Source organism: Mesorhizobium sp. M0998 (assembly GCF_040318885.1).
In the GTDB taxonomy this organism is placed as follows: Bacteria; Pseudomonadota; Alphaproteobacteria; order Rhizobiales; family Rhizobiaceae; genus Mesorhizobium.
The window spans coordinates 1-25555 of sequence record NZ_JAMYND010000042.1; the positions used below are offsets into that span (position 1 = coordinate 1).

Sequence of the window (25555 nt, forward strand, 5' to 3'; positions counted from 1 at the left end):
CCAAAGAAAGCTTGACGCCGGCACCGCGGTGCTCAGGTGCTCATGGCCGCCGGATACACGTCTGCGGTCTTCACCGGATGGGTACCCTCTGGCCGGCGAGCACGGTGGAGATGTTGATCGTCTTCCTGTGTATGCAGATGCGGCCGCAGGGCGGCGGTCCTCCTCCCCGTGTCTCACCGCCGCCACGACATTGCCAGGCAGCTGAAGGGCAACGGCCCTGGCCAACTCAGTGGTCCGCGTCCGATCCCACGGCTGATCTCGCAACGCCGTCGGCCTTTCCGCGTACATAGCTTGGCATCTTGACTGCAATGATGGAGAGAATGCCGATGACTACGCCGGCGATTACATCTATTAAATGATGACCGCCTTCAGGCAGAGTGGCCACGATCATGGCGGCATTCACCGTGGCCAACACGATAAAAAGTGGCCGGATGGTCCGCGCGGCATAGACCACTGCCAATCCAAGTGCCGTGTGGAACGACGGGAACGTGACGAGCCCTGTGCCTTTGGCCATAATCAGATCAAACGGCTCGCCTGATCGCAGCGCCATAAGCACTTGATGGTGCCACATTCCGGCATCAGTGGTGAAGTTCGAAAATTGCCCCGGCGCCGGCTTGAAATAGGCATAAGCGCCTTCTGCTGGGACCAAAGCCATCATTGCGCCCGTGAAAACCGAAGCAACCGCTAGAAGAGCGACAAACTCCAGTGCTCGTTCTCCTTGGTTTGTCACCGCGAGGATTAACAGAACGAACGGCATTTGGAACGCGAGGGCGTGATAAGCAAAAACCAGGACGGATGCTGTAATTGGCTTGTTGGTCGTCGCGAGGAACCACTGCCAGTCGAAACCGAGGGCGGAATCGATAGAAGCTAGAACCGGGTCCGCCAGAGGCCTTGAGGTGGCCGACGCCAGGTACATGAAGACGGTCGTGGTGATGGCGAGCGGAATGAAAGCTGCTGCGGAAACGACCACAATTCTCAGGCAGCCACAAAGATATTTGATTACGCTCGCAATTGGGCTTGTGTCAGATCGCACTCTGTGGAGCGCAATTGCCGATGCCATCCAAGATGCACTGAGGACAAGGGCCACCTTGCCTATGTCAATCCAGTTCCTCGGTGAAAAATCCACTGTGGAAAATGGCAGCCACAAAATGTCGATCAACCCGAAAAGAGCTGTAGCCAAGGCAATAATTACTAAGTGATTTCGAGTAGACTGCGGATCAGCATGGGGCACAGTCACTGCCACCAGTACAATGAGGATAAAGATGGAATGAGCATTGGCGTGGTCTGCCCATACGCATCGTATTCGGGGAACACCGCTCGCAAGACCCTCTCCTCGTTTACGAGCCGCCGATATTGGAAAGCGAGGGCAATGGCGCAGATTCCGACGGTCGCCCATGTCGCATTGCCGAGAAGAATACCGACCAAGACGATCGCTTCGCAGACGTAGAGCGGGTGGCGCACGATCTGGTAAGGGCCTGCCGTGACGAGCCGTCTGGCCTGCGCAGTGATGCTGAAGGATCTGCCGAGCCACCACAGGCACAAGATGCAAAGCGCGAAACCAACTATGGTGGTCAGGTCCGCAACAAACTCGATCTGCGGAGCTGCCTGGATGCGAGGGACCGCGATCAAAGTTGCGGTGGCAAAGCATCCGATGAGCGCGGAGATTCGCGGTTCAATTCCCTGCGCTGTTCCCAGGGGCGGAAGACGCGCCACTGTCATTCCAACGATGAGCACGAGAAAGCCGACAGCGGCGACATCTGCGGTGAGATGGATAATCCACGCCACTGTCCATTCTGCGCCGGCAAGAGCTACCAAGAACGTTTCGGCCTTCAAAGTCGCGCAGAACGTGAAGTAGAGTGTCATCGTTGCACGCCCGACGAAATCACGTATCTCTGGTGGAGGGAGCTTCATTGATTCTGCCCTTCGGGATCACTGGATAGGCGAGTTGCTCGACGTAAGTTGATGGAATCGGATCATCGACGCCATAGCGCTCCGGGACAGCGTTACCGGGCAGGTACATGGTTCCGAGGAGCGCATCGATCAATGAAAGTTGACCTGCGAAGTTCTTGTCGTATGCCGCGCGCTCGTGAGCGTGATGCCAATGATGGAACTGGGGTGACGCGATCAACCACCGAAGCGGGCCGATGTTCAGCCTGACGTTGGCGTGCAGCAAAAGTCCGTGGACGTGAAAAATTATTGCAAACAGGGCGATCGCCGGACTGCTGAAACCCAGCAGATATACAGGCACGAGCGACGCGCTCTTTGTCAGAGCCTGGTCAACAGGATGAATCCTGTGCGCCGCCAACCAGTCCAGTTCTTCAATGCTATGATGAATCGAATGGAAGCGCCACAAAAAGGGAACGGCGTGAAAGGTGCGGTGGGCCAGGTAAAAGCCAACGTCCGCAATGACAATGATCTCTGATACCTGGAGCCAAACAGGTTGCGATGATACTGCGCTGCCGACATAGGCCGGCACCAGCCGCCCCACCGTACTCGTTGCTAGCGTGAGAGCCGCGATCAGGCCAAGGCTTATCGGGATGCCATTAAACAGCGCATAGATGAGATCGTTGAAAAAGGCTTTCCTGAGTATCTTTTGATGGGGGCGCAGAGCGAACAGGTATTCGATCGGAACGAAGATCAGAACCGCAATTAAGAGCGCTTTGATATTCAGAATGTCCATACGGCGTCCCGCCGGCAAGACGCAATCCAAGCACTTCGCCAACTTGAGCGCAAGCTAATGGTTCTCGGAGATTAGTTGAAAAGGTAATTTGCGCGCCAAACATGTCAGGCTGAGAGCCCGCCTAGTGGATGGAATCTAACACTTGGTGCCCGCGTTTGACGGCGGCAATGATCTTGTCGGGATCGGCGGTCCAACTGAAGGGCTTTGGTTGCTGGTTGTGCTCTTCGAGGAAGCGGTTGATTGCGGCCTGGAGGTCGACGACGGAGTGGAAGACGCCTCGTTTGAGGCGACGCTTCGACAGTTTTGCGAAGAAGCCCTCGACCGCGTTGAGCCACGAGCATGAGGTCGGTGTGAAGTGGAAGGTGAAGCGCTGATGGCGGCCGAGCCAGGCCCGCACCTTGGGGTGTTTGTGAGCGGCGTAGTTGTCGAGGACGACGTGGACGGCCTTGCTGGCCGGCATTTGCGCCTCGATGGCGTTGAGAAAGCGGATGAATTCCTGATGGCGATGCCGCTGCATGTTCTTGCCGATAACGGAGCCGTCGAGCACGTTGGAGGGCGGCAAACAGTGTGGTCGTGCCATTCCGCTTGTAGTCGTGAGTCATGGTGCCGAGCCTACCCTTCTTCATGGGCAGGCCGGGTTGGGTGCGGTCGAGCGCCTGGATCTGGCTCTTCTCGTCGACCGACAGCACGATGGCGTGAGCAGGCGGATCGACATAGAGGCCGACGACGTCGCGCAGTTTATCGACGAACTGCGGATCGTTGGAAAGCTTGAACTGGCGCCAGCGGTTGGGCTGCAGCCCGTGCGCCTTCCAGATGCGACGCACAGCGCTTGCGCTGATGCCAGCCGCTTGCGCCATCATGTCGGCGGTCCAGTGCGTCGTCTCGCCCGGCAGATTGACAAGCGTCAGCGCCACCACGCGCTCGGCCACCTCGGGTCCGAGCGCGTGGTCGGCGTCCTCGGCGATTGTGGCGGCTGATGATCCTCGAACCAGAATGATGACTGGCGTCGCAAGATAGTTCCCACCGACGGCAAGGGAAAATGCGATGTCATGACGATACGTCCATTGTCCGAGCAAGCCTCCAGGAATGCCCACCGCGTCCGACGTGCCTGGTCAGGGTCCGTGTCGTACCGAAAGCTCCAGTCGGGGTATATGCATTGCATCGGCCAATGCATGAGATCGCCGGAAAACACTGCCCCTACGCCTCGAGATCTCAGCCCGATGGCTACGTGCCCCGGGGTGTGGCCCGGCGTCGGCTCCAGCCACACTTCGCCATCGAGTTCATAATCCATATCGACAAGCACAGCCCGACCAGCCTCGACGATTGGCAGCACATTGTCCTCATAGGTCCGTTCGTCGGCATCGCCGGAGGCGGCCTGTGCGGCCTCGAACTCGCGCCGCGCCATGATGTAGCGGGCGTTCGGGAATGTCGGTATCCAACGCCCGTCCACCAATCGTGTGTTCCAGCCGCAATGGTCGATATGAAGATGGGTGCACAGCACATAGTCGATCTGCTCGGGAGCAACACCTGCATTCGCCAGGCGCGCCAAAAAGGTGCCGTCGTTGCGGCGATGCCAATGCCGGAAGTATGCGCACGTCTTGTCGTTGCCGACGCAACTGTCGACCAGAATGGTGTGGTGGCCGGTACGAACCAGAAAACTCTGGATGGGAAGAATAAGCCGGCCGGTTGCCGGCGATATCAATCGGGGCGTGAGCCAATGAAGATGCGGTTCGAGTGCTTCGTCGGTGCAGTCGGGGAACCATTCCGACGGCGTCCGCAGAGGGTCGCACATCTCCAGAATTCTGGTTACCCAGATATTCCCGATTCTCCAATCGTCCATTGATGCGATCCTTCTTCGACCGAGGACGGATCGCTAGATATAACATTTGCGGCAAGATGGCGTCAGACCTTTCTTCCGATAGGAAGACGGAGGCGCTCGCGATGTGGCCGCGCTTACGATCGGGTACCAATCGTTAGATCTTAACCACTAGAACCGTGCGTTGCCATAGATCTGTAGCGCCAGCGTGCAGATAGCAGCGATCGAGATCGGCACGCCGAAGGGGACGACGCCTTTGCGGTCCAGATGCTGAACGTAGACGCGGAAGGCCCCTTCGGGCAGCATCAAGGGATTCTTCACGACTAACGCGGTCGCAAGCGCGAAGACCAGCAACAGCACGGAAAACACCAGAAGCCCGCTGCCGCCGATCAGAAACGAAACCACCGCCATCAGTTTGACATCGCCAGCGCCGACCTTGCGCATGGCCCACAACAAGAAAAGCGCCACGAACAGCAGTAGGCCGGCAACCGCGCTCAGGCCCATGTTCCACCACGACCCGCTGAGGATCGACATAACCTGCAGCGAACCCAGCCCAAGACACAAAAGCAGCAGCACGTCACGGTTAGATATTTTTTGGGTCGTGAAGTCGAGCCATGCAATCCTTGCCAGCAAAGGAACCGCTAGCCCCTTCATCAGCAGCGCTCCGGCAAGCAACATGCTAGCGCCTTACCGTTCGAGATTCTTCACGCTGGACGACAGGAGTCGCAAATTGTTGGCGACGGTCGGATCATTGGGAGCCAGTTCGTATGCTTTGAGGAAATTACTGCGCGCGTCCTGCAGCTTGCCGCGCAGCAGATAGGAATAGCCGACATTGTTGTAATATTCGGGCGTTGGCCCAATGAGCCGGAAGGCCTGGCCATAGGCCCTGTCGGCGAGATCGAAGCGGTGGATGCGGTCGCTGCAGGCGGCGAGGCCCAGCCATGCGGCACCGTCGTTGGGGGCGAGTTGCGTCGCCTTGTAGAACAGGGCGCCCGCATTGCCATAATTTTCCGAGCGGAACTGGTTCTTGGCTTCGGCAACGGCTTGGTCGGAGGCATAATATTCGACGTCGCTGACCGTCTTCAGTCCGTCGAAGGCATCGCCGAAGGCAGTAAGCTCCACTTTCGCCGGCTCGTTAGTCCGGACGACCCCCGTTGGGTCCGTCGCATTCGACTGACAACCGGAAAGCACGACAACCAGCAAACTGGCAGCGGCAACGAGGCACATTGGCCTTTTCATTTTATCCCCCAGGGATCTTGCCGATCCGGTCCCCTGACCAAAGCACATCCCTGTCTAGAAGAAAATGCCCTTCATTCGAATGATCACCGGAAGCATCACGACCATCATCACAACAGGAAAGATGCATAGCCCCAGCGGTATCATCATCTTGACAGGCAAAGCATTGGCGCGTTCCTCGGCGAAGAGAATTCTTTGTCCCCGCATTTCGTCGCTGTAGACGCGCAAGGCGTCCGTCAAACTGGTACCGAGCTCTTCCGATTGACGGAACAGCACAGCCAGCGCGCGCGCCTCCTCCAGTCCAACGCGGTCGGATAATTCGCGCAGGGCCTCGCGCAACGGCTTGCCCGCGCGCAACTGAAGATTCATGATTGCGAGTTGGATGCCGAGCCATCTATGGGTGCCAGCCAGTTCGCTGCCGACACGCTCGACAGCCGCTTCGAGGCTCATGCCGGCATCGGCACAGGTGATCATCATGTCCATGAAATCCGGAAAGCCGCGACGATATATCTGTTTTTGTCCCTTTTCGAACCGATCGAGAGCGATGCTCGGAATCACGATGCATCCCAGCCCAAGCAGGGCAGAGCCTGCAAAGGCGACAAGACCGGGAAGTTCGGGTGGCAACATCCGCGACAGGAGCGCATACGTCACGGAAAAGCCAAGACAGACCGCGCCAAGGCGTGACAGAGTATAGATCAATGGCGCGCTTGACTGATAGAAGCCGGCGCGAAAAAGTTTTGCGTCCAGCGCACTTGGCTCGTCACGTTCCTTTTCGATCGATCTGAAATAGGCGTCGACCGGCCGCTGTGCTGAAATCTTGGCCAGTTCTTCCTGGCCCAAAAGCGAGCGGCGGTTGGGAATGCCCTCTGCCAGCAGGCTTTGCGCAACCAGTTTCCTCGTCTGCAGCGCCGGCAAGACGACGAGCGCGCCCACCAGAAACAGCGCTACGGCCGCCAGGAAGACGGCGATGGACACCAGAAGGCTCAGATCCTGGGTCACAACTTCTATAGCTCCGATCGCTCAAAAATCGAAATTGACCATACGGTACATGATGAAGTCGCCGAGCAGCGCCCAGAACCCGAAAACCAAGAACACAGGCATGATCAAGGGGCTGCCCCATACATCACCGTAGTAGCTGGGGGCTAGGCCCGTGAGGATGGCGAGCATCAAAAGAGGAAACAGGGAAATGATCCACGCGGACATTCGCCCCTCGGCAGAGAGCGCCCGAATCTTCAACCTGAGTTTCTGCCTTTCGCGCAGCACCACTGAGAGATTCGACAGAATTTCGGTAAGGTTGCCGCCGGTCTTGGCCTGAATCGACAGCGACACCGACAGCAAATGCAGACCTTCGAAACCGACGCGCTGCGAGAGTTTTCGCACCGCGTTTTCAAGGCTGAGGCCAAAGGTGATCTCGTCGGAAACAATGCCGAATTCGGTGCCCAGCGGATCAGGCATTTCTCGTGCAACAAGGCTTATAGCCACGGAAGTCGGATGACCGGCACGCAGCGAACGCACGATCATCTCAAGGGCATCCGGCAATTGCTTCGCGAATTTCTGGATTCGCCTGGCGCGCGCGCGGCGGAGAACCAGAAACGGCAGGAGGAATACGATGAGCAGAAAGATGATAAACGAAAACACGGCGGAGAAGTGCAGCAGGAACGCAAATACCAGTGCCAGGGCCAGTCCACCGAGAGCAAATGTCGCGACGAACGACAGCGGATTTCCGGTAACGCCGGATTGCGTGTACAGCCTGTTCAGGCCGACCGCATTGAAAAGAAAGTCGCCCGAGCTGGTAAGCCCACGTTCTTGCAGCAATCGCTGCAAGGTCTGTTCGGCCGGAGCGTCGTCGGCGAGCCGCTTCAGTCGACGGTTGATCGTGCTGACCGTTGAGCGCCGCTTGGAGTAAGTCACATACAGAGCCTCGGCCGCGAGGATGAGCGACGCAGCCGCCAGTACATAGATGAAGTAGAGCAATGTCTGGCCGGTCAACATTAGAGCGGGACCTGTGGGTTGAACGCGTCCTTGGCGAACTGATGGCCAAGGGTCGCCGCTTCCTGGGCAAAGCGCGGACGAATGCCGGTCGCCCGAAATTCACCAACGATCTGGCCCTCGGCATTCACATCGCGGCGGACGAAATGGTAAAGTTCCTGAACCTGTACGACATTGCCTTCCATACCGGTGAGTTCTGATATGGAAACAACCCGCCTTCCACCATCGGAAAGCCGTTGCGTCTGCACAATGATGTCGATGGCCGAGGCAATCTGAGCCCGTATTGAATCGTGGCTCATCGGCATGCCGGCCATACCGACCATCTGTTCCAATCGCGATATCGCATCTCGGGGCGTGTTGGCATGAATGGTGGTCATTGAACCTTCATGGCCGGTGTTCATAGCCTGCAGCATGTCGAAGGCTTCCTCGCCGCGCACCTCGCCGACGATGATGCGGTCCGGCCGCATGCGAAGCGCATTTTTTAGCAATTCGCGCTGGCGAACTTCGCCCTTGCCCTCAACATTGGGCGGACGCGTCTCGAGACGGCCCACATGCGGCTGCTGCAGTTGCAGTTCCGCTGCGTCCTCGATGGTGATCAGGCGCTCCCTGGCTGGGATGTAGCTCGACAGGGCATTGAGCAGGGTCGTCTTGCCGCTGCCTGTGCCGCCCGAAACCAGGATCGACTTGCGGGCCTGCACGGCAATGCGCAACAGGTCGACCATCGGTTGCCGGATCGAATTAAACGCCATCAGACGTTCGAGCGAATAGGGGTTCTTGGAGAACTTGCGAATCGAGACCAGCGGGCCATCCACCGAGATCGGCCGCACAGCTATATTGACTCGCGACCCATCTTCCAGCCGCGCATCGACCATTGGCGCCGATTCATCGACACGCCGGCCGATAGCCGAGACGATCTTGTTGATGACACGTAGCAGATGGGCTTCATCGCGAAAGCGGATCGCCGTCTCCTCTATGACTCCACGCCGCTCGATGAAGACTCGCTTGTGGGTGTTGATCAGAATATCGGAAATCGAATCATCCTTGAGCAAAGGCTCGATCGGACCCAGCCCGAGCATCTCGTCAGCGGTGTCGCTGGTCAATTGGTCAAGTTCGCGGGCGTTAAGCGGCACGTTGCGAGCACGAACGAATTCCCGCACGATGGGGCGGATCTCGTTCAGGATTTCCTCCTTGGACGCACTTTCAAGGGCCGTCAGGTTGAAGCGATCAATCAAGTGGCGGTGGAGCTCGACCTTGAGCGTAAGGAAATCATCCCCCGGCGATTCGAATTCCGCAGAACGGGACAGTACGGGGACTGCCGGCACGATCGGATCAAGCTTCGGCTCGACCCGCGGCTCGCTTGGCCCTTTCGTGAATCGGCCCAGCATTTTGCGCTACCCCTTTGGACACGCCTTGGGGGGAATACCCGCAAGACAGCAGGCACCGAGCACGTTCCCGAACTCAATACTTCGTGCATATTTAACATCCAGGTCGAAAAAACATCTCATCTATTCGAACGAGGCGTCCGACCGTAAATATACAAGGGCCTGCCAAAACATCGCCCTGCGTCTTTTTGGCCACGATGGCCCTTACTGGCTCTGGCAAGCCCTTGGATATAATGGCATATGCCTATCTGCTAATATCGCCTCGCTTCTGCCACAGACGCGGCGAAATTGTGAACGGATGGTTAAAGACGGGCGAAAAGCAGGCAGAATCAACGTCTTGCTGCAGAGAGACCTCGAAACGATATTACCATTTCAGGCATAGCACAGGTATAAATAAGTTAAAGAACCACTAACATATTTGACTCTGCTTTTTATCGGCCCCTAGGATTAGGTCGACGGAGGATGCTCAGGTATGCGATTTCATCCTTGGCTCGTCTCGTCAGGGTTTGAACCTCCAAAGGGAGAAATTGGCATGAAAAAGCTCATGACGATGACCCGGCAGTTCCGCGACGACGAACACGGCGCCGCCATGGTCGAATATACCATCCTGCTCGGCATCATCACCGTGGCGGTGATCGCCACGATCATTCTTGTCGGTGGCTGGGTCAGCACCCAATGGACGGGGCTTTACGCGTTATTGCCGTGATAGCTTAGTCCTATCATCGACGCCGGGGAGGTCCCCGGCGTCGATCCAGGTGGTGGGTGAACGGAGTCTGGCGGGAAAAGAAAGTGCGTGCAAACACTGTCATCATGATCGTTCTCGCCGGCGTATTCGGCGTGCTCGCAGTGGTTCTCGCCAATATCTGGCTGACCAGCCAACGCAGCGCTATGGCGAAGACGGACGTGCCGCGCGATACCGTCGTGGTGGCGGCCGTATCTTTGAAATTCGGCGACACGCTGTCGGCCGACAAGCTGCGTGAAATCACATGGCCGGCGGGCGCGGTTCCGGCCGGGGCTTTCAAGACGACAAAAGATCTACTCGCTGGCGAAGGCACAAAGCAGGCGCTGCAGGCGATCGGCGCCAATGAACCCGTTCTCGCCACCAAGATTACCGGCCCCGGCCAGCGCGCCACGCTTTCGGCGGTGCTCGGCGAAGGCATGAAAGCTGTTTCCATCAGAGTCAACGATGTGCTCGGCGTCGCAGGATTCGTTTTCCCAGGTGATCGGGTCGATGTGCTCCTGACGCGCACCGTGCGCAACCCTGGAGATGCAGACCAGAGTTTCGTCGACGTGCTGTTGCAGAGCATGAAGGTGCTCGCCGTCGACCAGGTCGCCGATGAAAGCACCGACAGCCCGACGGTGGTGAAATCGGTGACTGTCGAGGCTAGCACCAAGGACGCCCAGAAGCTGACGCTGGCCGCCGGCGCCGGCCAGTTGTCGCTCGCGCTTCGCCAGGCAGCCGCCGGCAAGGACGAGATCACCCAACGCATCACGCTTTCCGACCTGACCGGCGAAACGCCGGCCGATGTCGCAGCCAGGCAGGCCGAACTCGCCAGGCAGGCGACGGCCGATGCTGCTGCGGCAGCCGAGCGCAAGCGCGCGGACGACAAGATCAATGGCCTGACTCGGGCCGTCGAACAGGTCGGAAACCGGCTCGACGACTTGAGCAAAGCAAAGCCTGCTCCGGCCGTGACCTCGGCACCCGAAGCGCAAGAGGTCGTTAAGGAAGTGATCAAATATGTGCAGCCGGAGCCGTCAGCCCGTGCGACTATCGGCGTTTTTCGGGGCGTGAAGCTCGAAAAATATGACGTACCGCGACAAAGATAACTCTGGTATGTTGAGATAAAGAGCGTCCGAAGAGCCGCCAAAGGGGGGAATGTAGATGCGAACGGTCCGGGAAACACTGGCAGCCGCCGCGCTGGCCTGTTCGGTGATATTACTGCCGATCGGCCTTGAGGCTACGGCAGCCGATCGCCGTATCGACGTGTCGAACCCCAAGGTCCATCGTGTCTTCCTGCCCATGTCGCAATCGCTGACGATTGAGGTGAATGCCACTCTTGGCGATATCGTCGTCGCCGACGAGAAGATCGCAGATGCCCAGCCGATGACGGACAAGACGCTCTACGTCATTGCCAAGGGCGCCGGTACCACAACCGTCAATCTCTTTTCCGAAGACAAGCGCTCGCTTGGCGTAATCCAGATCGAGGTCGGCGTCGACGTCAACGATATGGCGCAAGCAATTCGGCAGGTAGCGCCCAGATCGCGGATCGATATCGGCTCGGTCAATGGCAAGGTCCGGCTCGGCGGGCATGTGAAAGACGGCGCGACGCTGGCGTCGATCCTGGAAGTGGCCCAGCAATACGGTCCCGACGCGATTATCAATGCCGTTACCGTTGATGACAGCCAGCAAGTGAATCTGGAAGTGCGCGTGCTCGAGGCCAAGCGCAATGCCGGTCGCGACCTTGGTGTGTCGATCAGGAGCACGAACAACAGCGGAACGACCCGAACTGGAACGGGCATTGCCGCCGTCGATGAAGATAACGTTGTGCTCGGACCGGGCGGTCTGCTCACTGGCCTGCTCTCGAACACCAATCCGTTCGCGGCGCTGATCACTCGCGTCATCGACAGCAACATCAAGGTCGATCTGATCATCGAGGCGCTTGAGGCAAAGGGTGTCGTGCGCATGTTGGCCGAGCCCAATCTCACCACGCTTTCCGGCGAGCCGGCCAGCTTCAACGCCGGCGGTGAAGTGCCCATCCGCAGCCTCGACAGCGACGGCCAGATCAACATTGTGTACAAGCAGTTCGGCGTGAATCTGCAGTTCACGCCGATCGTGCTCAACGACGACAAGATCCATATCAAGCTAGCGCCGGAGGTAAGCGACCTGAACGGCTTCACGCCGGCTGGCGACCCGATCTTCACCACCCGCAAGCTGGCGACCGTCGTCGAGTTGCGCGACGGCCAGAGTTTCGCCGTCGGCGGGCTCTTGTCCAGCAAGAATACCAAAATCCAGAGGCAGGTGCCATGGCTGGGCCAAGTGCCGATCGTCGGCGCGCTGTTCCACAATTCAAGCAATCAGAAGGAAGAGACCGAACTGGTCGTCATCGTCACCCCGCACATCGTGCGCCCGGTGAAACCCGGCGAGCAACTGGCGACCCCATTCGACAAGACACGGCCGGCCAACGACCCGGAATTTTTCGTGCTCGGCCAACTGGAAGTAACCAAGGACATGGTGCGCAAATATGAACTGGGCGAAGGCGTCGTCGGCCCCTATGGCCACATGCTCGACCTGAAATCCAAGGACAAAATGATCTATGTCAAGAAATAGGATGTTGATCATGCTTTTGTGTGCCAGCGGGCTGACGGGCTGCGCCGACTATCTAAACCGCTACGACACGGTGACACTGGCCGCAGGCGACACCCAGAAATACAATTCGCTTCTGCAGACAGTCGATCCGCTCAATCCGGCGTCGAAAAAGACCGCTATTGAAGGGGATGGCGCACGCGCTGCTGCTCTTGCCCAGAGTTACAAGTTCCCACCGCCACCACCGCCGCCGCCGGCCATCACGGTCAATGTCGGGACGCCGCAAGACACGGCGGATTGAACAGAAGGATCAGCGCGTCAGGTAAACAAGGAATCCTGGCGTCCAGGAGCAAAAAGAGCAAGGCCATGCTGCGTATTATTCGCGCGTTCTGGCACGATCAGAGGGGAATAGCGCTGATACTGGTAAGCGTCATGCTGCCGGCGATCATCGGATTTTCTCTGCTGGTGATCGACATGAGCCGGCTCAACAATCTGCATAACGATCTGCAGAAGGGGGCTGATGCGTTTGCCCTGGCAGGCGCGGCTGAGCTGGATGGGACGTCGGACTCCATCAGCCGTGCTGATAGGGCGATCGCCACGCTGGTACGCAATCGATACACCTTCTCGACCGCCGGCCCTCCTCAAACGCTCGCTTCCGCCGGAGTGACCCGCCGATATCTTCGCTCATTGCCGGCCACCGACAATCTCCCGATTGTGCCGGCCAATGTGATCACCGACGAGCTGAATGACGCCAAACTTGCCCGTTTTGTTGAAGTCACTGTAGCCCCGGTCGGGTTTGCTGCAATCTTCCCGGCTTCCTTCTTGTCATCCAGCGCCAGCAACAATTTCAATGTCGGCGCAGTCGCTGTGGCGGGCTTCACTTCCGGCGTGTGCGATTTCACGCCGGTCTTTATGTGCAACCCTTACGAGACGGTGAACGGCACGAATGCAGCGGGCGGATTCACACTTGAGCAGGCCGTCTCCAACCCGGCTGTACATCGTCGACTGATCGAACTGAGGAAGGTCGGAAATGGGGCTGCCGCTGGCCCTGGTAACTTCGGCTTCCTCGAACCTCCGGCCGGTGTGGGGAACGGTGCTCAAGCCCTCGCTCAGACGATTGCAACATCAAGGCCGATTGGTTGCTACAGTTCCGCCAACGTTAGCACGAAAACTGGCCAGAACGCCGGCCCAGTGCAAGACGCCTTCAATGTTCGTTTCGGCATTGCAGCCAGCGGCAACCATTTCAATAGTGCTGAATACGGTCCAGCCGCGAACGTCCGCAAAGGGGCAATCAAGACCCGAGGAAGCGCAAACCAATGTCCTTCCATGAACCAACTTTCATTCACCCAAGCTGGAACAATGGGCCTTCCACGCGACGCGACCACTCCATACCTCGGCGGCCGAATGGGCGATGGAAATTGGAATTTCTCTGGTTACTGGAGCACCAACTTTGGTTCCGCTGCCTACCCATCTTCATGGAATACGACCAAGCCGACGCGCTATCAGGTCTACCGTTACGAGATATCAGCCGGGTTGGTAGGCATGGCGTCGACTGGTGGAGAGTTCGGAACCCCGTCGGCAACTTGCCAACCCCCTGTCACGACGGTTGACCGTCGGTTGATTTACGGTGCGATCCTGAACTGCAATGCACTCCGCGCTGCCGGCAGCGATCTGTCAGGCCACAGCACGGATCTGCCGGTGGAAGCTTTTGGAAGCTTTTTACTGACTGAACCGGTTAAGTCGCCATCGGAAGACGCATCCGTGATGGTTGAATTGGTAGACATTACTGGGGGTGGCGGCCAGGGCACGCTAGACAATTTCCTCCGCGACGAAGCTCAGCTTTACCGGTGATGGCGATGATTGGAATGCTATTGCGTCATCTCGATAGATTTCGATGCGATCAACGCGGTGCAGTGCTCATCGAAATGACGCTGATCACGCCGCTGATGCTGATTTTGGCGGGTGGCGTGTTCGAGTTCGGCAATCTGATTCACGAAAAACTCTTGATGGAGGCCGGACTTTCAGATGCAAGCCGCTTCGCCGCGCGCTGCAACAGCCAATTGTATACACAAGCCGGGCTTGCGGCGATCAACTGCGCCGACATCGCTGCAAACATCGCTGTGTTCGGCAATGCCGCGGGAACAGGCAGTGCACGCGTCAGCGGCTGGCAGAAATCGAATGTGACGGTGACAATCGCCGCCTCCGGTTCCTGCCATGACGCTGTGGTTGCCGGCGTCGCGCAATATCGATCAACCACCGCGCAGGTCTGTATCGTCAGGGCTGCGGGTACCTTGGCGTACGGCGGGGTCGGCATGCTATCGATCATCGGCATCGGCCCGATCACGTTGAACGGCTCTCACGAGGAGCGGCTGATCCGGTTCTGACCATGTTCAAGCGTTTTGCGGATTCGGACGACGGCGCGGCGATGGTCGAAATGACCATCGTTTCGACGCTGCTGTTTGCCCTTGTCCTCGGTTTCATCGATTTCGGTCACGCCTTCTACCAATGGAACGCTGCTACCAAGGCGGTCCAACTCGGCGCCCGGCTGGCCTCGATTTCAGACCCAATTGCGACGGCCCTTGCAACTGCGGCGCCGACGACGACGCCGGGTGCGCCAGTCGTTGCCGCGGCATATGGCCCCTTCGTCTGCAGATATACTGCTGGCACAGGAGCTTGCACCAACGGCGGCACATTCAATGCCGCCAACTTCAGCCGTATCTTCCGCGGGGACACGGCAAACACCAACGATGATGCCTGTCCCCCACTCGCAGCAAATCAACGGCCCGGGATGTGCCATTTCTTTCCGCGCTTGCGCCGCGATAACGTGGTGGTCACCTACAGCGCCACTGGCTTGAGCTATCAGACCCGGCTGGGCGGACCGGTGCCAACAATCACCGTAAGTCTTCAAAACGTGACCTTTCAGTTCTTCTTTCTGCAAGGGCTGATGGGCTTTGCGAACCTCACCATGCCGTCCATGCTAAGCACGGTTACGGGCGAAGACCTGAAGAGCACATCACCATGAACGCCATCAACACGAAGGTTCTCCCAACCAAACGAAAGCAGGTCGCCCTGTTCTCGTCTGATTCGCAGTTCAAGCATGACGTGGCGACGCGGCTCGATGCGCTGGCGATCTATGACGTCCGGATTTCAGAAACGGATGATTTTCTCAAAGGCCCGACCCCCGACACGCGGCCGGGCATCGTAATCCTCGACCTTGCCAATGGCGAGCTGCTTGGCAAGCCTGGCATTATCGAAGGGCGCGCCCTGTGGGCGGCCGTGCCGCTGATTGCGGTTTCCGACGAACTGACCTCTGAACAGACGCGCATCCTGGTGCGAATGAACGCCTCGGACTGGCTGCACAAACCACTTGACGCCAAGGAGCTTCTGAACGCGGTCACCTTCCACGACACCGGCAACCAGGGCACCAAGAGCCGCATCATCACCTTTATCGGCGCTAGCGGCGGCGCCGGCGCTACGACGCTCGCTTTATCAGCGGCGGAGTTCCTGGCCTCGAAATCCACCGAACGTGCAGCTTCGACCTGCCTCGTCGACCTCGATTTCCAAAGCGCCAATTGTGGCGCCTATCTCAACCTCTTCAACCAGTTCGACCTTGCCGGCATCATCGGCCAGCCGGAACGGCTCGATGTCGAACTGATGGATGTCATCAAGCTCTCGCGCCCGTCCGGCCTGACGCTGTACGCCTTCGAAAGGCCGCAACTGCCATTCGAGCCGCAGGGCGCAGATTTCGTGTTCCGGCTGCTGGACCTCGTCGCCTATCGCTTCGATGACATCGTCATCGACCTGCCCAACATCGAAACTCCCTGGCAGAATCCTGTGCTTTCCACGAGCGACGCGATCTTCATCGTGTTCGAGCTCAACGTCGCCTCGCTGCGGCAGGGCAAGCGGCTCTACAAGAAGATCCGCGATTTGCGCGGCAATTCGGTGAACATCACGCTGGTCGCCAACAAGCACAAGAGCAAATGGTTCGGCAATCACTTTTCGCGCGGCGAACTCGAAAAGATATTCAAGGCACCGCACATCAAATCGGTTGCCTTGGACAATGCGCTGCTGACCGATGCGCTGAACCGAGCCATCATGCCTTCCGAAGTGGACGGGCGGGCACGCTTCAACAAGGATCTGAAGCGGATGTTCAAAGAGCGGCTCGATGACACTTAGATATCGCTTCGTTCCAACGCTTGCGGGCGCCTGCATCATGGGCCTGGCATTGGCGGCGTCGTCCTGGGACTGCGCCCATGCCCGATCCGGGCTATCGGACCAGCCGCCGCTGCCAGCCATGGGCCCCAGCCTGCGCAAGTTCGTTTTTTTCCAAACCGCGGAACAGCCGGGCACGATCATTATCCGCAAGCAGGAGAAGGCGCTCTATCTTGTGACCCGAGAGGGTGAGGCGCTGCGCTATCAAATCAGCGTCGGGCGTGACGGATTTGGCTGGACCGGCACCGTGGAAGTGGGGGCGAAGACCGAATGGCCGGAATGGCGCCCACCGAGAGAAATGCGCGCGCGCCAGCCGGAGCTGCCGGAGATGGTGCCGGCCGGTCCCTACAATCCGCTCGGCGCACGGGCGCTCTACTTATCCCGAGACGGGCACGACACGCTTTATCGCATACACGGCACCAACGACCCTTCAGGCGTTGGCTTCGACGGCACATCGGGATGCTTTCGTCTTACCAACACCGATGTGATCGATCTTTTCAGGCGCGTCTCGGTCGGTGCAAAGGTGGTGGTCCAATGACGATGATTAGCGACCCGGACATGCCGGCGATCGGCATTGGGCCGGCGACCCAAGCTATAGAGCAAGCTGTCGCTGGGAAACCGAGCAATGCCAGGATGATCGGGGTTGTTGCTGCAGGCACCTTGCTGATCACAGCCGCAAATTTAATAGCCGCGGTCTATCTCTTCCGCGGCATCAACGATCTGCGCTCTGTCGAAGGGAGGCTGGAACAGCTCGGATCGTTCGAGCAACGGATTGCGGCCCGGCTCGACATGGTCAATAACGGCTTTCAAAGCCGGTTCGAAAAACTGGACAATCAACTGCAGGGTAGCTTCAGCCAGATCAACGGCAGCATTGCTCGGATAGAACAGAACTTGCCGCTGGTCAACGACGACGTTTCTACCGTGGCGGAGCCTTTTGTTGAGACGACCAGCGCCACGGCGGAGCCGGTCAGCGATCTCGATGGTGAAGAAGCGACCGAACGCAGTATCGTCGAAGCACCACGCCCGCCCAAAAGGAAGATCGCAGCAGCGGTGCCCCCTGCCCCAAGCTCCTCCTACCGGCGCATAGAGCAGCCTGACGGCAAGGTCTATTACCGCAAGATCGATTAGAAGCGGGGTAAGGGGGCGTGGAGAATGCTTGCCAGAGAAGATCGTCCGCCGCTTTGAGGGTCGGCGTCCATATTCGTTCTGGGAGCGCTTTTCGTCGTTTTTGTCGGGTGGACGTCGGTGCCTTCGTCCAGCCTGCTGCTCGTGGCTGACATCGTGCCAACCCACGAAACCTTGCTGATCGAAGTGTGGGTCTCGCTACGCGATGTCGTCTATTCGTCCCGACCACCGCGAGGCGCTGATAAAGGTCACCACTTATGACTTCTCGATCTTCGGCGGCATCGAAGGCAAGGTCTCTAGCATGATCGCCGACAGTTTGGTCGATCAGAAAAACGGGGGAGCCTTTTACCAGGTTCGTGTCGCGGCGGACAAATCGACGCTCGCGAGGGATGGCGAGACTTATTCAACCATCCCGGGCATAATGTGCTCAGTAGACATCAAGACGCAAGGCGATTCTGAGTTACCTTTTAAAGCCGATCAACAAGGCGCGTCAGGAGACCATGAGTGAGCGCTAGCGCCACCTCTCCTCCCATCAATCGTGATCGGCTGCTTCTAACGATCACAAAAGAGGATTTCGGGCTGGAATTCCGGGTCGTCGCGCGTGGCGGCATACGCCGCGGCATTCGTCTGGAAAAGGCTTTCTGGATATCTCTGAAGCAGATGGCTGAAAGTAGGAAATGCACAATCGGCATGCTGATCGAGGAGATCGCCGACAGCCCGACCAAGACTGGTAACCTGACATCGGCGATTCGGGTGGCTTGCATACACGGGCTGGCGGATCAAAACATGGCCCTGCGGAAGCTTGCATCGATCAGGACGATCAATGCCATATTGCTTGCCTGCCCCTCGCCCGCTTTTGCCTTGGCGTCATCGAAGAAGATCCTGACTTTCAATGCTTCGTTCCAGCAATTCGTCAAGCGTCAGTTGCCGATCGGACCAAACAATGATGCACGACTAGATCTCAAGCTGGCGCTGGATCTCCCTGTCGCCGACATTTTTGCCCAACTCGACGCCAACGGCGAAGTACCGATCGCCAGCGGCTTTGTAATCGGGGCCGGCGAACGCCGGTACCGAGGTCAATTGAATGTAGTACGGGCGCCCGTACCCGAACCGGAATTGCTGATGGCGTTCGTCAACAGCTAGAACTGCGGCCTCCGGTGAGCGAGGCTCTATCCGGGCTGAAGATCCTTCGTGTCATTTAGCGCGAATAGGAACTGTCTGCGAGACTTCGATTAGGCCCGACCGCTATTGCCAGCCGACGGCCCGCACCGTGTGGCGGGAGCGGCACCATCACCAATCAACCGGATTCATTACAATGAAGGGCGACAACCTCGAAGAGAGAGGGCAAGACGACGTATTGGCGCCAGAGAAGGCTTGGCGAGCAGAAAAACGGGATTGGATCCGAACTGGGCTGATCGTCGCGCAAATCCGCGCGGAAAAGCTGCGGCAAGCTCCAAGAAGAAATTTCGCAGGATCGAACACATGTGTTGGCTGGAAAATAGAAAGCTTATTCGCTCCGCGAAAGTCATTGCCGAGGCTGAGCATGCCGAACGTAGCGAAAAGACAGCAAGATTGAGATCGCTTCGGATGGCAGCTCAGAGTGACCTGAAGGTTCCGTTCCTTGAGGAACTCGATTGCTCTCTACTTGTCGCCGCACTGACTCAAGGCGAATTATCGGCTAAACTTCCCGACGGATCGCATTGGCGGGGCCGAGCAAGGGCAACAGGCAAAAACCAGTATTCCTCCGCGCCCGCCAATTCGGACTAACGAGTGTTCTCTCGCCTGATATCGAATTCAGAAGGCGATCTCGAGACCCAGCTTGCCGCTGACAGTTGACTGTCTTGAAGACCACTTGCAGCGAATCTCACTGCTGAGCGTTGATCGATTGAGACATTTTCAGGTTGAAGCCAGACGGAGTGCCACTGAGAAGTCTGCGTCTTCAAACTCACACTCTCCCTTCCGTCAACGCATGCCGTGTTGGAATAGCCGAAGCCGAAAGGCGGTAGCGCTCCTCAAACCCACTATCTCATCTCGGGTAGCAGGTGTGGCGATGTAGCCCTCGTCACAGGGCTAACCCCAGTGCTTGCACTGGCCAGGGGCCACTTTCGATGCCACGCTGCGGAGCGCCGGCGGTCCGAGCACAGAGCATCGCTTCGCGAAATTTCCCTAAGGGCAGTCAGACATTGTTCCGATCAGTGTTGAACGAGATAGGTTTCGATCCTGCCGACACCTGCCAGTTCTAGATTACAGCGCGGTTCGAGCTTCCAGGAGGTGCGCAGGGCCTGCTTGGTTGCCTCCGAGATTTGCATGCGGTCGGCCACGCCCTGGGACTCGAGCCGGCTTGCAATATTCACGGTCTCGCCCCAGAGGTCGTAGACGAACCGATGCCGGCCGATCAGGCCCGCGGTCACCGGTCCCGTGTGCACGCCAATGCGGATCCGAAAACTATCGTTGCCCCAAGCTAAGGGCTTCAACGCGTCCAGCATGGATTTCCCGAGTGCCACGATCCTGTCGGCATGGTCAGCTGCCGGTTCGGGAACACCGCTCGCAGCCATATAGGCGTCTCCGATGGTCTTGATTTTCTCGACGGAATGCTTCTCCGCCAAGACGTCGAACGTGCCGAATAGCCTGTCGAGGCGCTTGATCAGGTCCGACGGCGGCAACCTTGCCGCTATGCTCGAGAAACCGACAATATCGGCAAAAAGAATGGTCACTTCATCGAACCGGTCGGCAATGAACTCTTCGCCCCGATGCAGCCGTGCCACGATCTGACCGGGCAGGATCGCATGAAGAAGCGAGTCAGCCCGCCCCTTCTCCACCTCGATCCGCTGAAGATACTGGTGCTCGCGGTCAAGCCAACGCTTCTTCTCCAAACTCGAGTTGATCCGGGCGCGCAGCAGGACTGGATTGAAAGGTTTAGGCAAGTAATCGTCGGCCCCCGCCTCGATGCAGCGGACCACTGCGTCCACTTCGTCCAACCCCGATATCATGATGACAGGGATATGCCGCCATCGGCGCTCCGCTTTCAATCGTGAGAGCACCTCGATGCCGTTCATGTCCGGCATCAGGAGGTCCAGCAGAACCAGGTCGAACTCGTGTTCCGCAAGGTGAGCCAGCGCTGACAGACCGGACTCGGCAGTGACTACCTGATGACCGTCACGTTGCAAGCGGCGGGACAGGAGACCGCGGTTACTGCTGATGTCGTCGACGACAAGTATGCGGCCACAGCCGGAGCTTACGGGGTGCTCCGTCTTGATCAGTGCCCGTTCGAGTCCTGCCGCATCGATCTCAGCCTGATCCGTGGTCCGCGGTTCCTCGCTGTCGGGTGCGCGCGAGAGGCCGGCGATTGCATCGACATGCGCCAACAACTCGGCCGCCGCGGCGAGCATCACCCTGACATCCTCTTCCAGCGCGTATTCGTGCAATTCTTCGGCTTCTTCACGAATCATTTCGGAATAGCCGATGATCGCGTTGAGCGGCGTTCGCAAGTCGTGGCGCAGTTTCGCCTCGATCTCGACCCCTGCCCGGTTCTGATTGTCGGCTTTGCCATAGATCAAGCTGTCGATCAGGCCATTCAATTCGCAAGCAGCGGCGCTGACCTTCTCCAGATCCGGTGTCATGTGGACCAGACCGAGATCCTGCACCTGTTCGGTCAGCAACTCCTGAAATCCTGAGATTGCCCGCGCCGGTCCGGCGAGCTGCTGTGCCAGATGGACGGCGATCGCATGGCGTTGGAACTTGTTCTTGGCAGTCATGTTTTCAAACCGTCGGCCTGGGCCTCATCGATCCCCGGCGAGCAATTGTTCAATTTTCTGGACAAGTCGCGACAGGTCCACCGGCTTGCTATCGTAGTCATCGCAGCCGGCCTCGAGCGCCATTTCGCGATCGCTGGCCATCGCGTGCGCAGAAAGCGCAATGATCGGGATCCCGGAGGTGGCCGGATCAGCCTTGATCCGCCGGGTCGCCTCCCACCCGTCCATGACCGGCAAGCTCATATCCATGAGGATGAGATCCGGCCTTTCCGAAACGGTGAGTTCCACGCCCGACTGTCCGTTTTCCGCAATCAGGACTTCGAACCCACGCCGCGACAACCGCCGCGAGAGCATGTCGCGATTCAATTCGTTGTCTTCTACGAGAAGGATCCTCGTCATCCTCGGCTTCCTTCAGCCATGGGGGCGGTTCCGGGATCGGCAATGCTGGCACCTGTCGATCCAAGTGGGAATATCTGGCGCTCGAGGGCCTCGACCAACTGAGACCGACTGTTTGCGCCCTTGGTCACAACCGCGACCGCCCTGTCGCGAAGCCATTTGAGCTCGTCCGCCGACAAATCCTTGGAAGTCACGACGACGACCGGAATGTTCTGCAGCTCGGGCACCTGCTGCATCTCATTCAAGGTCTCGAATCCGTCCATTTCGGGCATCAGCAGATCAAGCAGGACCAGACGCGGCAACAACCGCTTCATCAGCTTGAGGCCGCGCAGGCCATCGCTTGCCTCGTGAACCCGCCAATCCTTCTTGACCAGAATACGCCGAAGGAAATCGCGCGAGGCTTGATCGTCATCAATAACAAGCACATCGCGGTTGCCACTGCCGCAAGCCTCTATCGTTCGAACAAGCTTCCGCGTGTCGATCGGCTTCGTTAGGTATTCGACCGCACCGAGTGAGAGGCCGAGTTCGCGATCTGCAAGTATCGTCGCAAGGATTACTGGAATCTCGCAGAGCTCCTTGTCGCTCTTCAGCGAGCGCAGCACTGACCAGCCGTCCTGATGCGGCATGATAATGTCGAGAACGATTGCGACAGGGCGATGCGCTCGCGCAGCGGCTATTCCTTCCTCGCCGCTTGCTGCTTCGATCGACGCCAGTCCCGCTTCTGCCAAGGCCCTGGCGATAAGGGTTCGGGCGGCAGGCTCGTCATCGATGATCAGAACCGCCTTGTCCGACGCCCTGGACGACAGCGGTTCGGCGAGTCGCTGCTCGCTAGATTCCTCGTTGCACTCGGCTGGAATCTCCATTGTGAAGGTCGAGCCTTTTCCGAACTCGCTCTTGACCGTTACAACGCCTCCGATCATTCGGCAGAAACTCCGGGTTATGCTAAGGCCCAATCCCGTTCCGCCATAGTTGCGAGTGGTGGACGCGTCTGCCTGCGTAAAAGCGTCAAAGAGCCGTTCTTGTTGCTCTGGCGTCATCCCGATCCCGGTGTCAGACACTACGAATATTAGCCAGTCGCCATCCGATGTCCTGTTGCGTCGAACCGCCAGCGTTACACGGCCCACTTCGGTGAACTTGGCCGCGTTACTGAGTAGATTGAAGAGGTTATGACGCAACTTCGTCTGGTCCGAATGCATTTTCCCAAGGTCTCCCGCGAGGTCCAGCACGAAACTGTTTCTGTTTTTCGCCATCAGTGGCGCTACTGTGGCCTGGACATCGCGCAACAAGTCGGCGACGTCGAAAGTCTCCAGGAAATTTTCCATCTTATTTGCCTCGATCTTCGACAGATCGAGGATGTCGTTGATGAGCGCGAGGAGATGGCGACCGGCCCCTGCGATCTTTTCCACATCTGGGACAAACTCGTTCATTTGCTCGTCACTCGCCTCTTCGATCAGCATCTCGCTGTAGCCAATGATCGCGTTCAATGGAGTGCGTAGCTCGTGGCTCATGGACGCGAGGAAGCTGCTCTTGGCCTCATTTGCCGCTTCAGCATGGCTCTTGGCCCGCTCGAGTTCGACCTCTCTCTGCTTCAGTTCCGTGATGTCGGTGTAAACGGCGACGGTCCCGCCGTCAGGGGTCTTTCGTTTGCTGACGCGGACCCAGCGTTCTCCGAAGCGACCCTCGTGGACGAAGCCTGCCGGATCCTTCTGGATGCGCAGCCTCTCCGCAATCCATTCCTCCGGCGACGCGCCCTCAAGGTCGACGTGCCCGCTCGCCAAGCGTCCTTTCAGAATATCCTGAAGGCTTTGCCCAGGAAGAGTAGCTCGCTCATTGCCGGGAAAGATTTCGCAGTATTTGCTGTTGGCAAGAAGGACCTTGTCCTCCGAATCGAACAGGACAAATCCGTCAGAAATCGCCTCGAGTGCCGCTGCGATCGTCCGTCTTTGCCGCTCCGCCTCATCTTCCAGTCTTTGCTTTTCAATTGCGCTCGCCCGGAAAAGCCGAAGCGTCCGCGCCATCGCGCCGAGCTCGTCGCCTCCCTCTGCCTGTATTTCGACGTCGTAGCGTCCTTCCGTCAGATTTCCGATCACCCGGTTCAAGCGCCGCAACGGGCCGACGATCGAGCGAAGAACAAGGATGGTGAGAAGCGACCCGATCATCACCACGATGGCCACCAGCACGGCAGCGGTCGTCGCCGTTTTCTGGGTTTCCGTTACGACCTCGTTGCGAGCGGCTTCTGCCTCGGCGCTCGCTCGTTCGACGAGTTTGTTAAGCGCGGCATCCACATTTGCGCTGTGGGTGCGCGCCTCGGCGAGGAGAGTGTTGCCGATGATGCGGTTGTCTTGAGTATAGCTGTCTGCCGCTCGTAACGCCGTTTTGACATAGGCATCGATCTCAACGCGGATTTCCCTGACCGCATCCGGTGATGATTTCGAAAGGCGGTCCAGATGTGCCAGCAGTCGCTCGCGCGCCTGCTCGGCATTGCGCTGAGAATTCATCAACAAGCTAACCGACAAATCAGTCAGCCAGTATCGCAATTCGCCGAATGTTACGTGGGCCGCAGCCGCAGTGGACGCGACGTCGAAAAATGCCTTGGTCTCCGCGGTTCGATCTGCACTGCGATAAAGTGCCTGGGTGAGAAAGATGGACGATACGATGAGGCTGACAAGGCCGGCCGCTGTCAGCGCAGCTATGCGGGCCGAAATCGGTAGATTGGCGAAGCTACGCGCAAGTGGCCTCGCCGGCGCCGATACGGCTTCCACTTGGTGCGGTGATTGTTCCAAAGCGCTCATTTGAACAAGACGATGCTGATCGCGCCTCCCAGATCGCCCGCTTTGCCGCCCTCCTTTGGATATCCTGTCACGTCGATCTCGCCCTTCGGCTCGCCGTGACAGGAAAGACACGAGCCGGTATAGTATTCGGGCAGCAGCATTCGAAATGCCGGGCGTCCATCCGCCTGTGTGACGTCCGTGTAGGCTTCTCCCTTCGCTCTCTGCGGATCCACCAAGACCTTTTCGATGATCTGTGCTTCCCAGGCGTCCGGAAGCGATTTGCGGTTGCGCACGAGTTGCTCTGGCGCAGTCACGCGCACCCGAGCTTCGTTGCCGGCCTTGGCGACGAACTTGTCATTCATCAGACGCGCAAACACGGCTGGCACGAAGCCCTTGAAAGCGATTCCCGCGCGGTTGATGTTATCTTGCTGTTCGTCCACCACCTCTCGCATCGCCTCAATCTGGACTTCAAGCAGACGCCGGTCGCGCTCGGTCAATTCGCCGGAAAGCGGGTCGTTGCCGATGTGTTTTGAGTATTCGGCGATGGCCTCTCTCGTAATGCGCTCACCGTCGAGGTGCTTGTCGCCAACAGCAGGATCATTGATGAGCGTCTGGTAGTTCGATATGATACGTCGCCCCGCACGGAGCAATTCCGCGAGTCGCGTTCCCGTCGCGACATCCTCGGTAACTCCCGCTCCGATGGCAGACGACACGACGAGCGCGCAGCCGACAAGAACAGCGGCAATGAAAGTCCGCGTCAACGCTGACATGCCGGACATTTCCGTTTCCCTTCCAGGAAGGCCACTAACAGCATAGCACGATAAAAGCCGGGGAGGCAGCGACAAACTTCGAAGCTCAGGGAAGGAGGGAACGAATATTCGCCGTCTGTTCC

The 25555-nt window shown here is 58.3% G+C and carries 27 protein-coding genes and 1 pseudogene; 14 read left to right on the forward strand and 14 right to left on the reverse strand.

What is annotated here, in order from left to right; genetic code table 11:
- Nucleotides 1-226: 226 nt before the first annotated feature.
- Nucleotides 227-916: a phosphatase PAP2 family protein gene (locus NKH59_RS27725; protein ID WP_353023665.1), complete on the reverse strand. Its 690-nt coding sequence runs from the start codon at nucleotides 914-916 to the stop codon at nucleotides 227-229.
- Here NKH59_RS27725 and NKH59_RS27730 point away from each other — a divergent pair.
- Nucleotides 915-1199 carry a hypothetical protein gene (locus NKH59_RS27730; protein ID WP_352816895.1) on the forward strand — a complete coding sequence of 95 codons (285 nt, stop codon included), beginning with the start codon at nucleotides 915-917 and terminating at the stop codon, nucleotides 1197-1199. The two genes, NKH59_RS27725 and NKH59_RS27730, sit on opposite strands and share 2 nt — an antisense overlap.
- Before the next feature lie 34 nt (nucleotides 1200-1233).
- On the opposite strand, the gene NKH59_RS27735 is transcribed toward NKH59_RS27730, so the two are convergent.
- The 9 genes and pseudogenes from NKH59_RS27735 to NKH59_RS27775 form a co-directional block, all read right to left on the reverse strand.
- Nucleotides 1234-1863 carry a methyltransferase family protein gene (locus NKH59_RS27735; protein WP_352816893.1) on the reverse strand — a complete coding sequence of 210 codons (630 nt, stop codon included), beginning with the start codon at nucleotides 1861-1863 and terminating at the stop codon, nucleotides 1234-1236.
- A gap of 19 nt (nucleotides 1864-1882) precedes the next feature.
- Nucleotides 1883-2680: a sterol desaturase family protein gene (locus NKH59_RS27740; protein WP_352542677.1), complete on the reverse strand. Its 798-nt coding sequence runs from the start codon at nucleotides 2678-2680 to the stop codon at nucleotides 1883-1885.
- Nucleotides 2681-2801: 121 nt separating this feature from the next.
- Nucleotides 2802-3621, reverse strand: a pseudogene (locus NKH59_RS27745) (IS630 family transposase); the annotation flags it as partial.
- Nucleotides 3585-4520, reverse strand: coding sequence for an MBL fold metallo-hydrolase (locus NKH59_RS27750; protein ID WP_352996950.1), 936 nt, complete (start codon nucleotides 4518-4520; stop codon nucleotides 3585-3587). The gene NKH59_RS27750 and the pseudogene NKH59_RS27745, both read right to left, overlap by 37 nt.
- Before the next feature lie 147 nt (nucleotides 4521-4667).
- Nucleotides 4668-5174, reverse strand: coding sequence for a prepilin peptidase (locus tag NKH59_RS27755; RefSeq protein ID WP_353023667.1), 507 nt, complete (start codon nucleotides 5172-5174; stop codon nucleotides 4668-4670).
- Between the two features lie 9 nt (nucleotides 5175-5183).
- Complete coding sequence (locus NKH59_RS27760) at nucleotides 5184-5735, reverse strand: tetratricopeptide repeat protein (protein ID WP_353045347.1); 552 nt, start codon at nucleotides 5733-5735, stop codon at nucleotides 5184-5186.
- 54 nt (nucleotides 5736-5789) lie between these two features.
- Entirely contained in the window at nucleotides 5790-6731 is a 942-nt protein-coding gene (locus tag NKH59_RS27765) for a type II secretion system F family protein (RefSeq protein WP_502902738.1), read from the reverse strand.
- A gap of 21 nt (nucleotides 6732-6752) precedes the next feature.
- Nucleotides 6753-7724 (reverse strand): type II secretion system F family protein, encoded by a 972-nt coding sequence (locus NKH59_RS27770; protein WP_352542681.1) that lies wholly within the window; start codon nucleotides 7722-7724, stop codon nucleotides 6753-6755.
- Entirely contained in the window at nucleotides 7724-9106 is a 1383-nt protein-coding gene (locus NKH59_RS27775) for a TadA family conjugal transfer-associated ATPase (protein WP_352816887.1), read from the reverse strand. The genes NKH59_RS27770 and NKH59_RS27775 overlap by 1 nt, the downstream gene beginning before the upstream one ends.
- Before the next feature lie 529 nt (nucleotides 9107-9635).
- Here NKH59_RS27775 and NKH59_RS27780 point away from each other — a divergent pair.
- From NKH59_RS27780 to NKH59_RS27840, 13 genes are all read left to right on the forward strand, one after another.
- A complete protein-coding gene (locus tag NKH59_RS27780) occupies nucleotides 9636-9809 on the forward strand; it encodes a Flp family type IVb pilin (protein ID WP_352472996.1) in 174 nt (57 codons plus the stop codon).
- Nucleotides 9810-9892: 83 nt separating this feature from the next.
- Nucleotides 9893-10930, forward strand: coding sequence for a Flp pilus assembly protein CpaB (gene cpaB, locus NKH59_RS27785; protein ID WP_352502861.1), 1038 nt, complete (start codon nucleotides 9893-9895; stop codon nucleotides 10928-10930).
- 55 nt (nucleotides 10931-10985) lie between these two features.
- The gene (locus tag NKH59_RS27790; RefSeq protein WP_352542683.1) at nucleotides 10986-12431 is read left to right on the forward strand and encodes a type II and III secretion system protein family protein; all 1446 of its coding nucleotides are present in this window, start codon (nucleotides 10986-10988) and stop codon (nucleotides 12429-12431) included.
- Between the two features lie 10 nt (nucleotides 12432-12441).
- Nucleotides 12442-12708, forward strand: a complete 267-nt coding sequence (locus tag NKH59_RS27795) for a hypothetical protein (protein ID WP_352542684.1) — start codon at nucleotides 12442-12444, stop codon at nucleotides 12706-12708.
- Complete coding sequence (locus NKH59_RS27800; RefSeq protein ID WP_352542685.1) at nucleotides 12705-14258, forward strand: TadE/TadG family type IV pilus assembly protein; 1554 nt, start codon at nucleotides 12705-12707, stop codon at nucleotides 14256-14258. Before NKH59_RS27795 ends, NKH59_RS27800 begins: the two co-directional genes overlap by 4 nt.
- Nucleotides 14259-14272: 14 nt before the next feature.
- Nucleotides 14273-14791 (forward strand): TadE/TadG family type IV pilus assembly protein, encoded by a 519-nt coding sequence (locus NKH59_RS27805; protein WP_352473017.1) that lies wholly within the window; start codon nucleotides 14273-14275, stop codon nucleotides 14789-14791.
- Between the two features lie 2 nt (nucleotides 14792-14793).
- The gene (locus tag NKH59_RS27810) at nucleotides 14794-15429 is read left to right on the forward strand and encodes a TadE/TadG family type IV pilus assembly protein (RefSeq protein WP_352473002.1); all 636 of its coding nucleotides are present in this window, start codon (nucleotides 14794-14796) and stop codon (nucleotides 15427-15429) included.
- Entirely contained in the window at nucleotides 15426-16583 is a 1158-nt protein-coding gene (locus NKH59_RS27815; RefSeq protein WP_352996955.1) for a CpaE/TadZ family protein, read from the forward strand. The genes NKH59_RS27810 and NKH59_RS27815 overlap by 4 nt, the downstream gene beginning before the upstream one ends.
- A complete protein-coding gene (locus NKH59_RS27820; protein WP_353023668.1) occupies nucleotides 16573-17157 on the forward strand; it encodes a L,D-transpeptidase in 585 nt (194 codons plus the stop codon). The genes NKH59_RS27815 and NKH59_RS27820 overlap by 11 nt, the downstream gene beginning before the upstream one ends.
- The gene (locus tag NKH59_RS27825) at nucleotides 17154-17747 is read left to right on the forward strand and encodes a hypothetical protein (RefSeq protein WP_352542687.1); all 594 of its coding nucleotides are present in this window, start codon (nucleotides 17154-17156) and stop codon (nucleotides 17745-17747) included. The genes NKH59_RS27820 and NKH59_RS27825 overlap by 4 nt, the downstream gene beginning before the upstream one ends.
- 202 nt (nucleotides 17748-17949) lie before the next feature.
- Complete coding sequence (locus NKH59_RS27830; protein ID WP_352819405.1) at nucleotides 17950-18252, forward strand: beta-barrel domain-containing protein; 303 nt, start codon at nucleotides 17950-17952, stop codon at nucleotides 18250-18252.
- A complete protein-coding gene (locus NKH59_RS27835; protein ID WP_352996961.1) occupies nucleotides 18249-18887 on the forward strand; it encodes a ribbon-helix-helix domain-containing protein in 639 nt (212 codons plus the stop codon). The genes NKH59_RS27830 and NKH59_RS27835 overlap by 4 nt, the downstream gene beginning before the upstream one ends.
- 231 nt (nucleotides 18888-19118) lie before the next feature.
- Nucleotides 19119-19511 carry a hypothetical protein gene (locus NKH59_RS27840; RefSeq protein WP_353023670.1) on the forward strand — a complete coding sequence of 131 codons (393 nt, stop codon included), beginning with the start codon at nucleotides 19119-19121 and terminating at the stop codon, nucleotides 19509-19511.
- Between the two features lie 425 nt (nucleotides 19512-19936).
- On the opposite strand, the gene NKH59_RS27845 is transcribed toward NKH59_RS27840, so the two are convergent.
- The 4 genes from NKH59_RS27845 to NKH59_RS27860 are packed head-to-tail and all read right to left on the reverse strand — an operon-like array spanning nucleotide 19937 to nucleotide 25442.
- Nucleotides 19937-21499, reverse strand: coding sequence for an adenylate/guanylate cyclase domain-containing protein (locus NKH59_RS27845; RefSeq protein WP_352996964.1), 1563 nt, complete (start codon nucleotides 21497-21499; stop codon nucleotides 19937-19939).
- A gap of 24 nt (nucleotides 21500-21523) precedes the next feature.
- Entirely contained in the window at nucleotides 21524-21895 is a 372-nt protein-coding gene (locus NKH59_RS27850) for a response regulator (RefSeq protein ID WP_352542692.1), read from the reverse strand.
- On the reverse strand, nucleotides 21892-24684 hold the full coding sequence (locus NKH59_RS27855) for an ATP-binding response regulator (protein ID WP_352542693.1): 2793 nt from the start codon (nucleotides 24682-24684) through the stop codon (nucleotides 21892-21894). Before NKH59_RS27855 ends, NKH59_RS27850 begins: the two co-directional genes overlap by 4 nt.
- Complete coding sequence (locus tag NKH59_RS27860; RefSeq protein ID WP_353023672.1) at nucleotides 24681-25442, reverse strand: Tll0287-like domain-containing protein; 762 nt, start codon at nucleotides 25440-25442, stop codon at nucleotides 24681-24683. Before NKH59_RS27860 ends, NKH59_RS27855 begins: the two co-directional genes overlap by 4 nt.
- Nucleotides 25443-25555: the final 113 nt, after the last annotated feature.

Coding starts and splice junctions, on each gene's coding strand:
- NKH59_RS27730 (WP_352816895.1), top strand. CDS start 915: ATGAAGACGGTCGTGGTGATGGCGAGCGGAATGAAAGCTGCTGCGGAA.
- NKH59_RS27725 (WP_353023665.1), bottom strand. CDS start 916: ATGTACCTGGCGTCGGCCACCTCAAGGCCTCTGGCGGACCCGGTTCTA.
- NKH59_RS27735 (WP_352816893.1), bottom strand. CDS start 1,863: ATGACACTCTACTTCACGTTCTGCGCGACTTTGAAGGCCGAAACGTTC.
- NKH59_RS27740 (WP_352542677.1), bottom strand. CDS start 2,680: ATGGACATTCTGAATATCAAAGCGCTCTTAATTGCGGTTCTGATCTTC.
- NKH59_RS27750 (WP_352996950.1), bottom strand. CDS start 4,520: ATGGACGATTGGAGAATCGGGAATATCTGGGTAACCAGAATTCTGGAG.
- NKH59_RS27755 (WP_353023667.1), bottom strand. CDS start 5,174: ATGTTGCTTGCCGGAGCGCTGCTGATGAAGGGGCTAGCGGTTCCTTTG.
- NKH59_RS27760 (WP_353045347.1), bottom strand. CDS start 5,735: ATGAAAAGGCCAATGTGCCTCGTTGCCGCTGCCAGTTTGCTGGTTGTC.
- NKH59_RS27770 (WP_352542681.1), bottom strand. CDS start 7,724: ATGTTGACCGGCCAGACATTGCTCTACTTCATCTATGTACTGGCGGCT.
- NKH59_RS27775 (WP_352816887.1), bottom strand. CDS start 9,106: ATGCTGGGCCGATTCACGAAAGGGCCAAGCGAGCCGCGGGTCGAGCCG.
- NKH59_RS27780 (WP_352472996.1), top strand. CDS start 9,636: ATGAAAAAGCTCATGACGATGACCCGGCAGTTCCGCGACGACGAACAC.
- NKH59_RS27790 (WP_352542683.1), top strand. CDS start 10,986: ATGCGAACGGTCCGGGAAACACTGGCAGCCGCCGCGCTGGCCTGTTCG.
- NKH59_RS27795 (WP_352542684.1), top strand. CDS start 12,442: ATGCTTTTGTGTGCCAGCGGGCTGACGGGCTGCGCCGACTATCTAAAC.
- NKH59_RS27805 (WP_352473017.1), top strand. CDS start 14,273: ATGCTATTGCGTCATCTCGATAGATTTCGATGCGATCAACGCGGTGCA.
- NKH59_RS27810 (WP_352473002.1), top strand. CDS start 14,794: ATGTTCAAGCGTTTTGCGGATTCGGACGACGGCGCGGCGATGGTCGAA.
- NKH59_RS27815 (WP_352996955.1), top strand. CDS start 15,426: ATGAACGCCATCAACACGAAGGTTCTCCCAACCAAACGAAAGCAGGTC.
- NKH59_RS27820 (WP_353023668.1), top strand. CDS start 16,573: ATGACACTTAGATATCGCTTCGTTCCAACGCTTGCGGGCGCCTGCATC.
- NKH59_RS27825 (WP_352542687.1), top strand. CDS start 17,154: ATGACGATGATTAGCGACCCGGACATGCCGGCGATCGGCATTGGGCCG.
- NKH59_RS27830 (WP_352819405.1), top strand. CDS start 17,950: ATGTCGTCTATTCGTCCCGACCACCGCGAGGCGCTGATAAAGGTCACC.
- NKH59_RS27845 (WP_352996964.1), bottom strand. CDS start 21,499: ATGACTGCCAAGAACAAGTTCCAACGCCATGCGATCGCCGTCCATCTG.
- NKH59_RS27850 (WP_352542692.1), bottom strand. CDS start 21,895: ATGACGAGGATCCTTCTCGTAGAAGACAACGAATTGAATCGCGACATG.
- NKH59_RS27855 (WP_352542693.1), bottom strand. CDS start 24,684: ATGAGCGCTTTGGAACAATCACCGCACCAAGTGGAAGCCGTATCGGCG.
- NKH59_RS27860 (WP_353023672.1), bottom strand. CDS start 25,442: ATGTCCGGCATGTCAGCGTTGACGCGGACTTTCATTGCCGCTGTTCTT.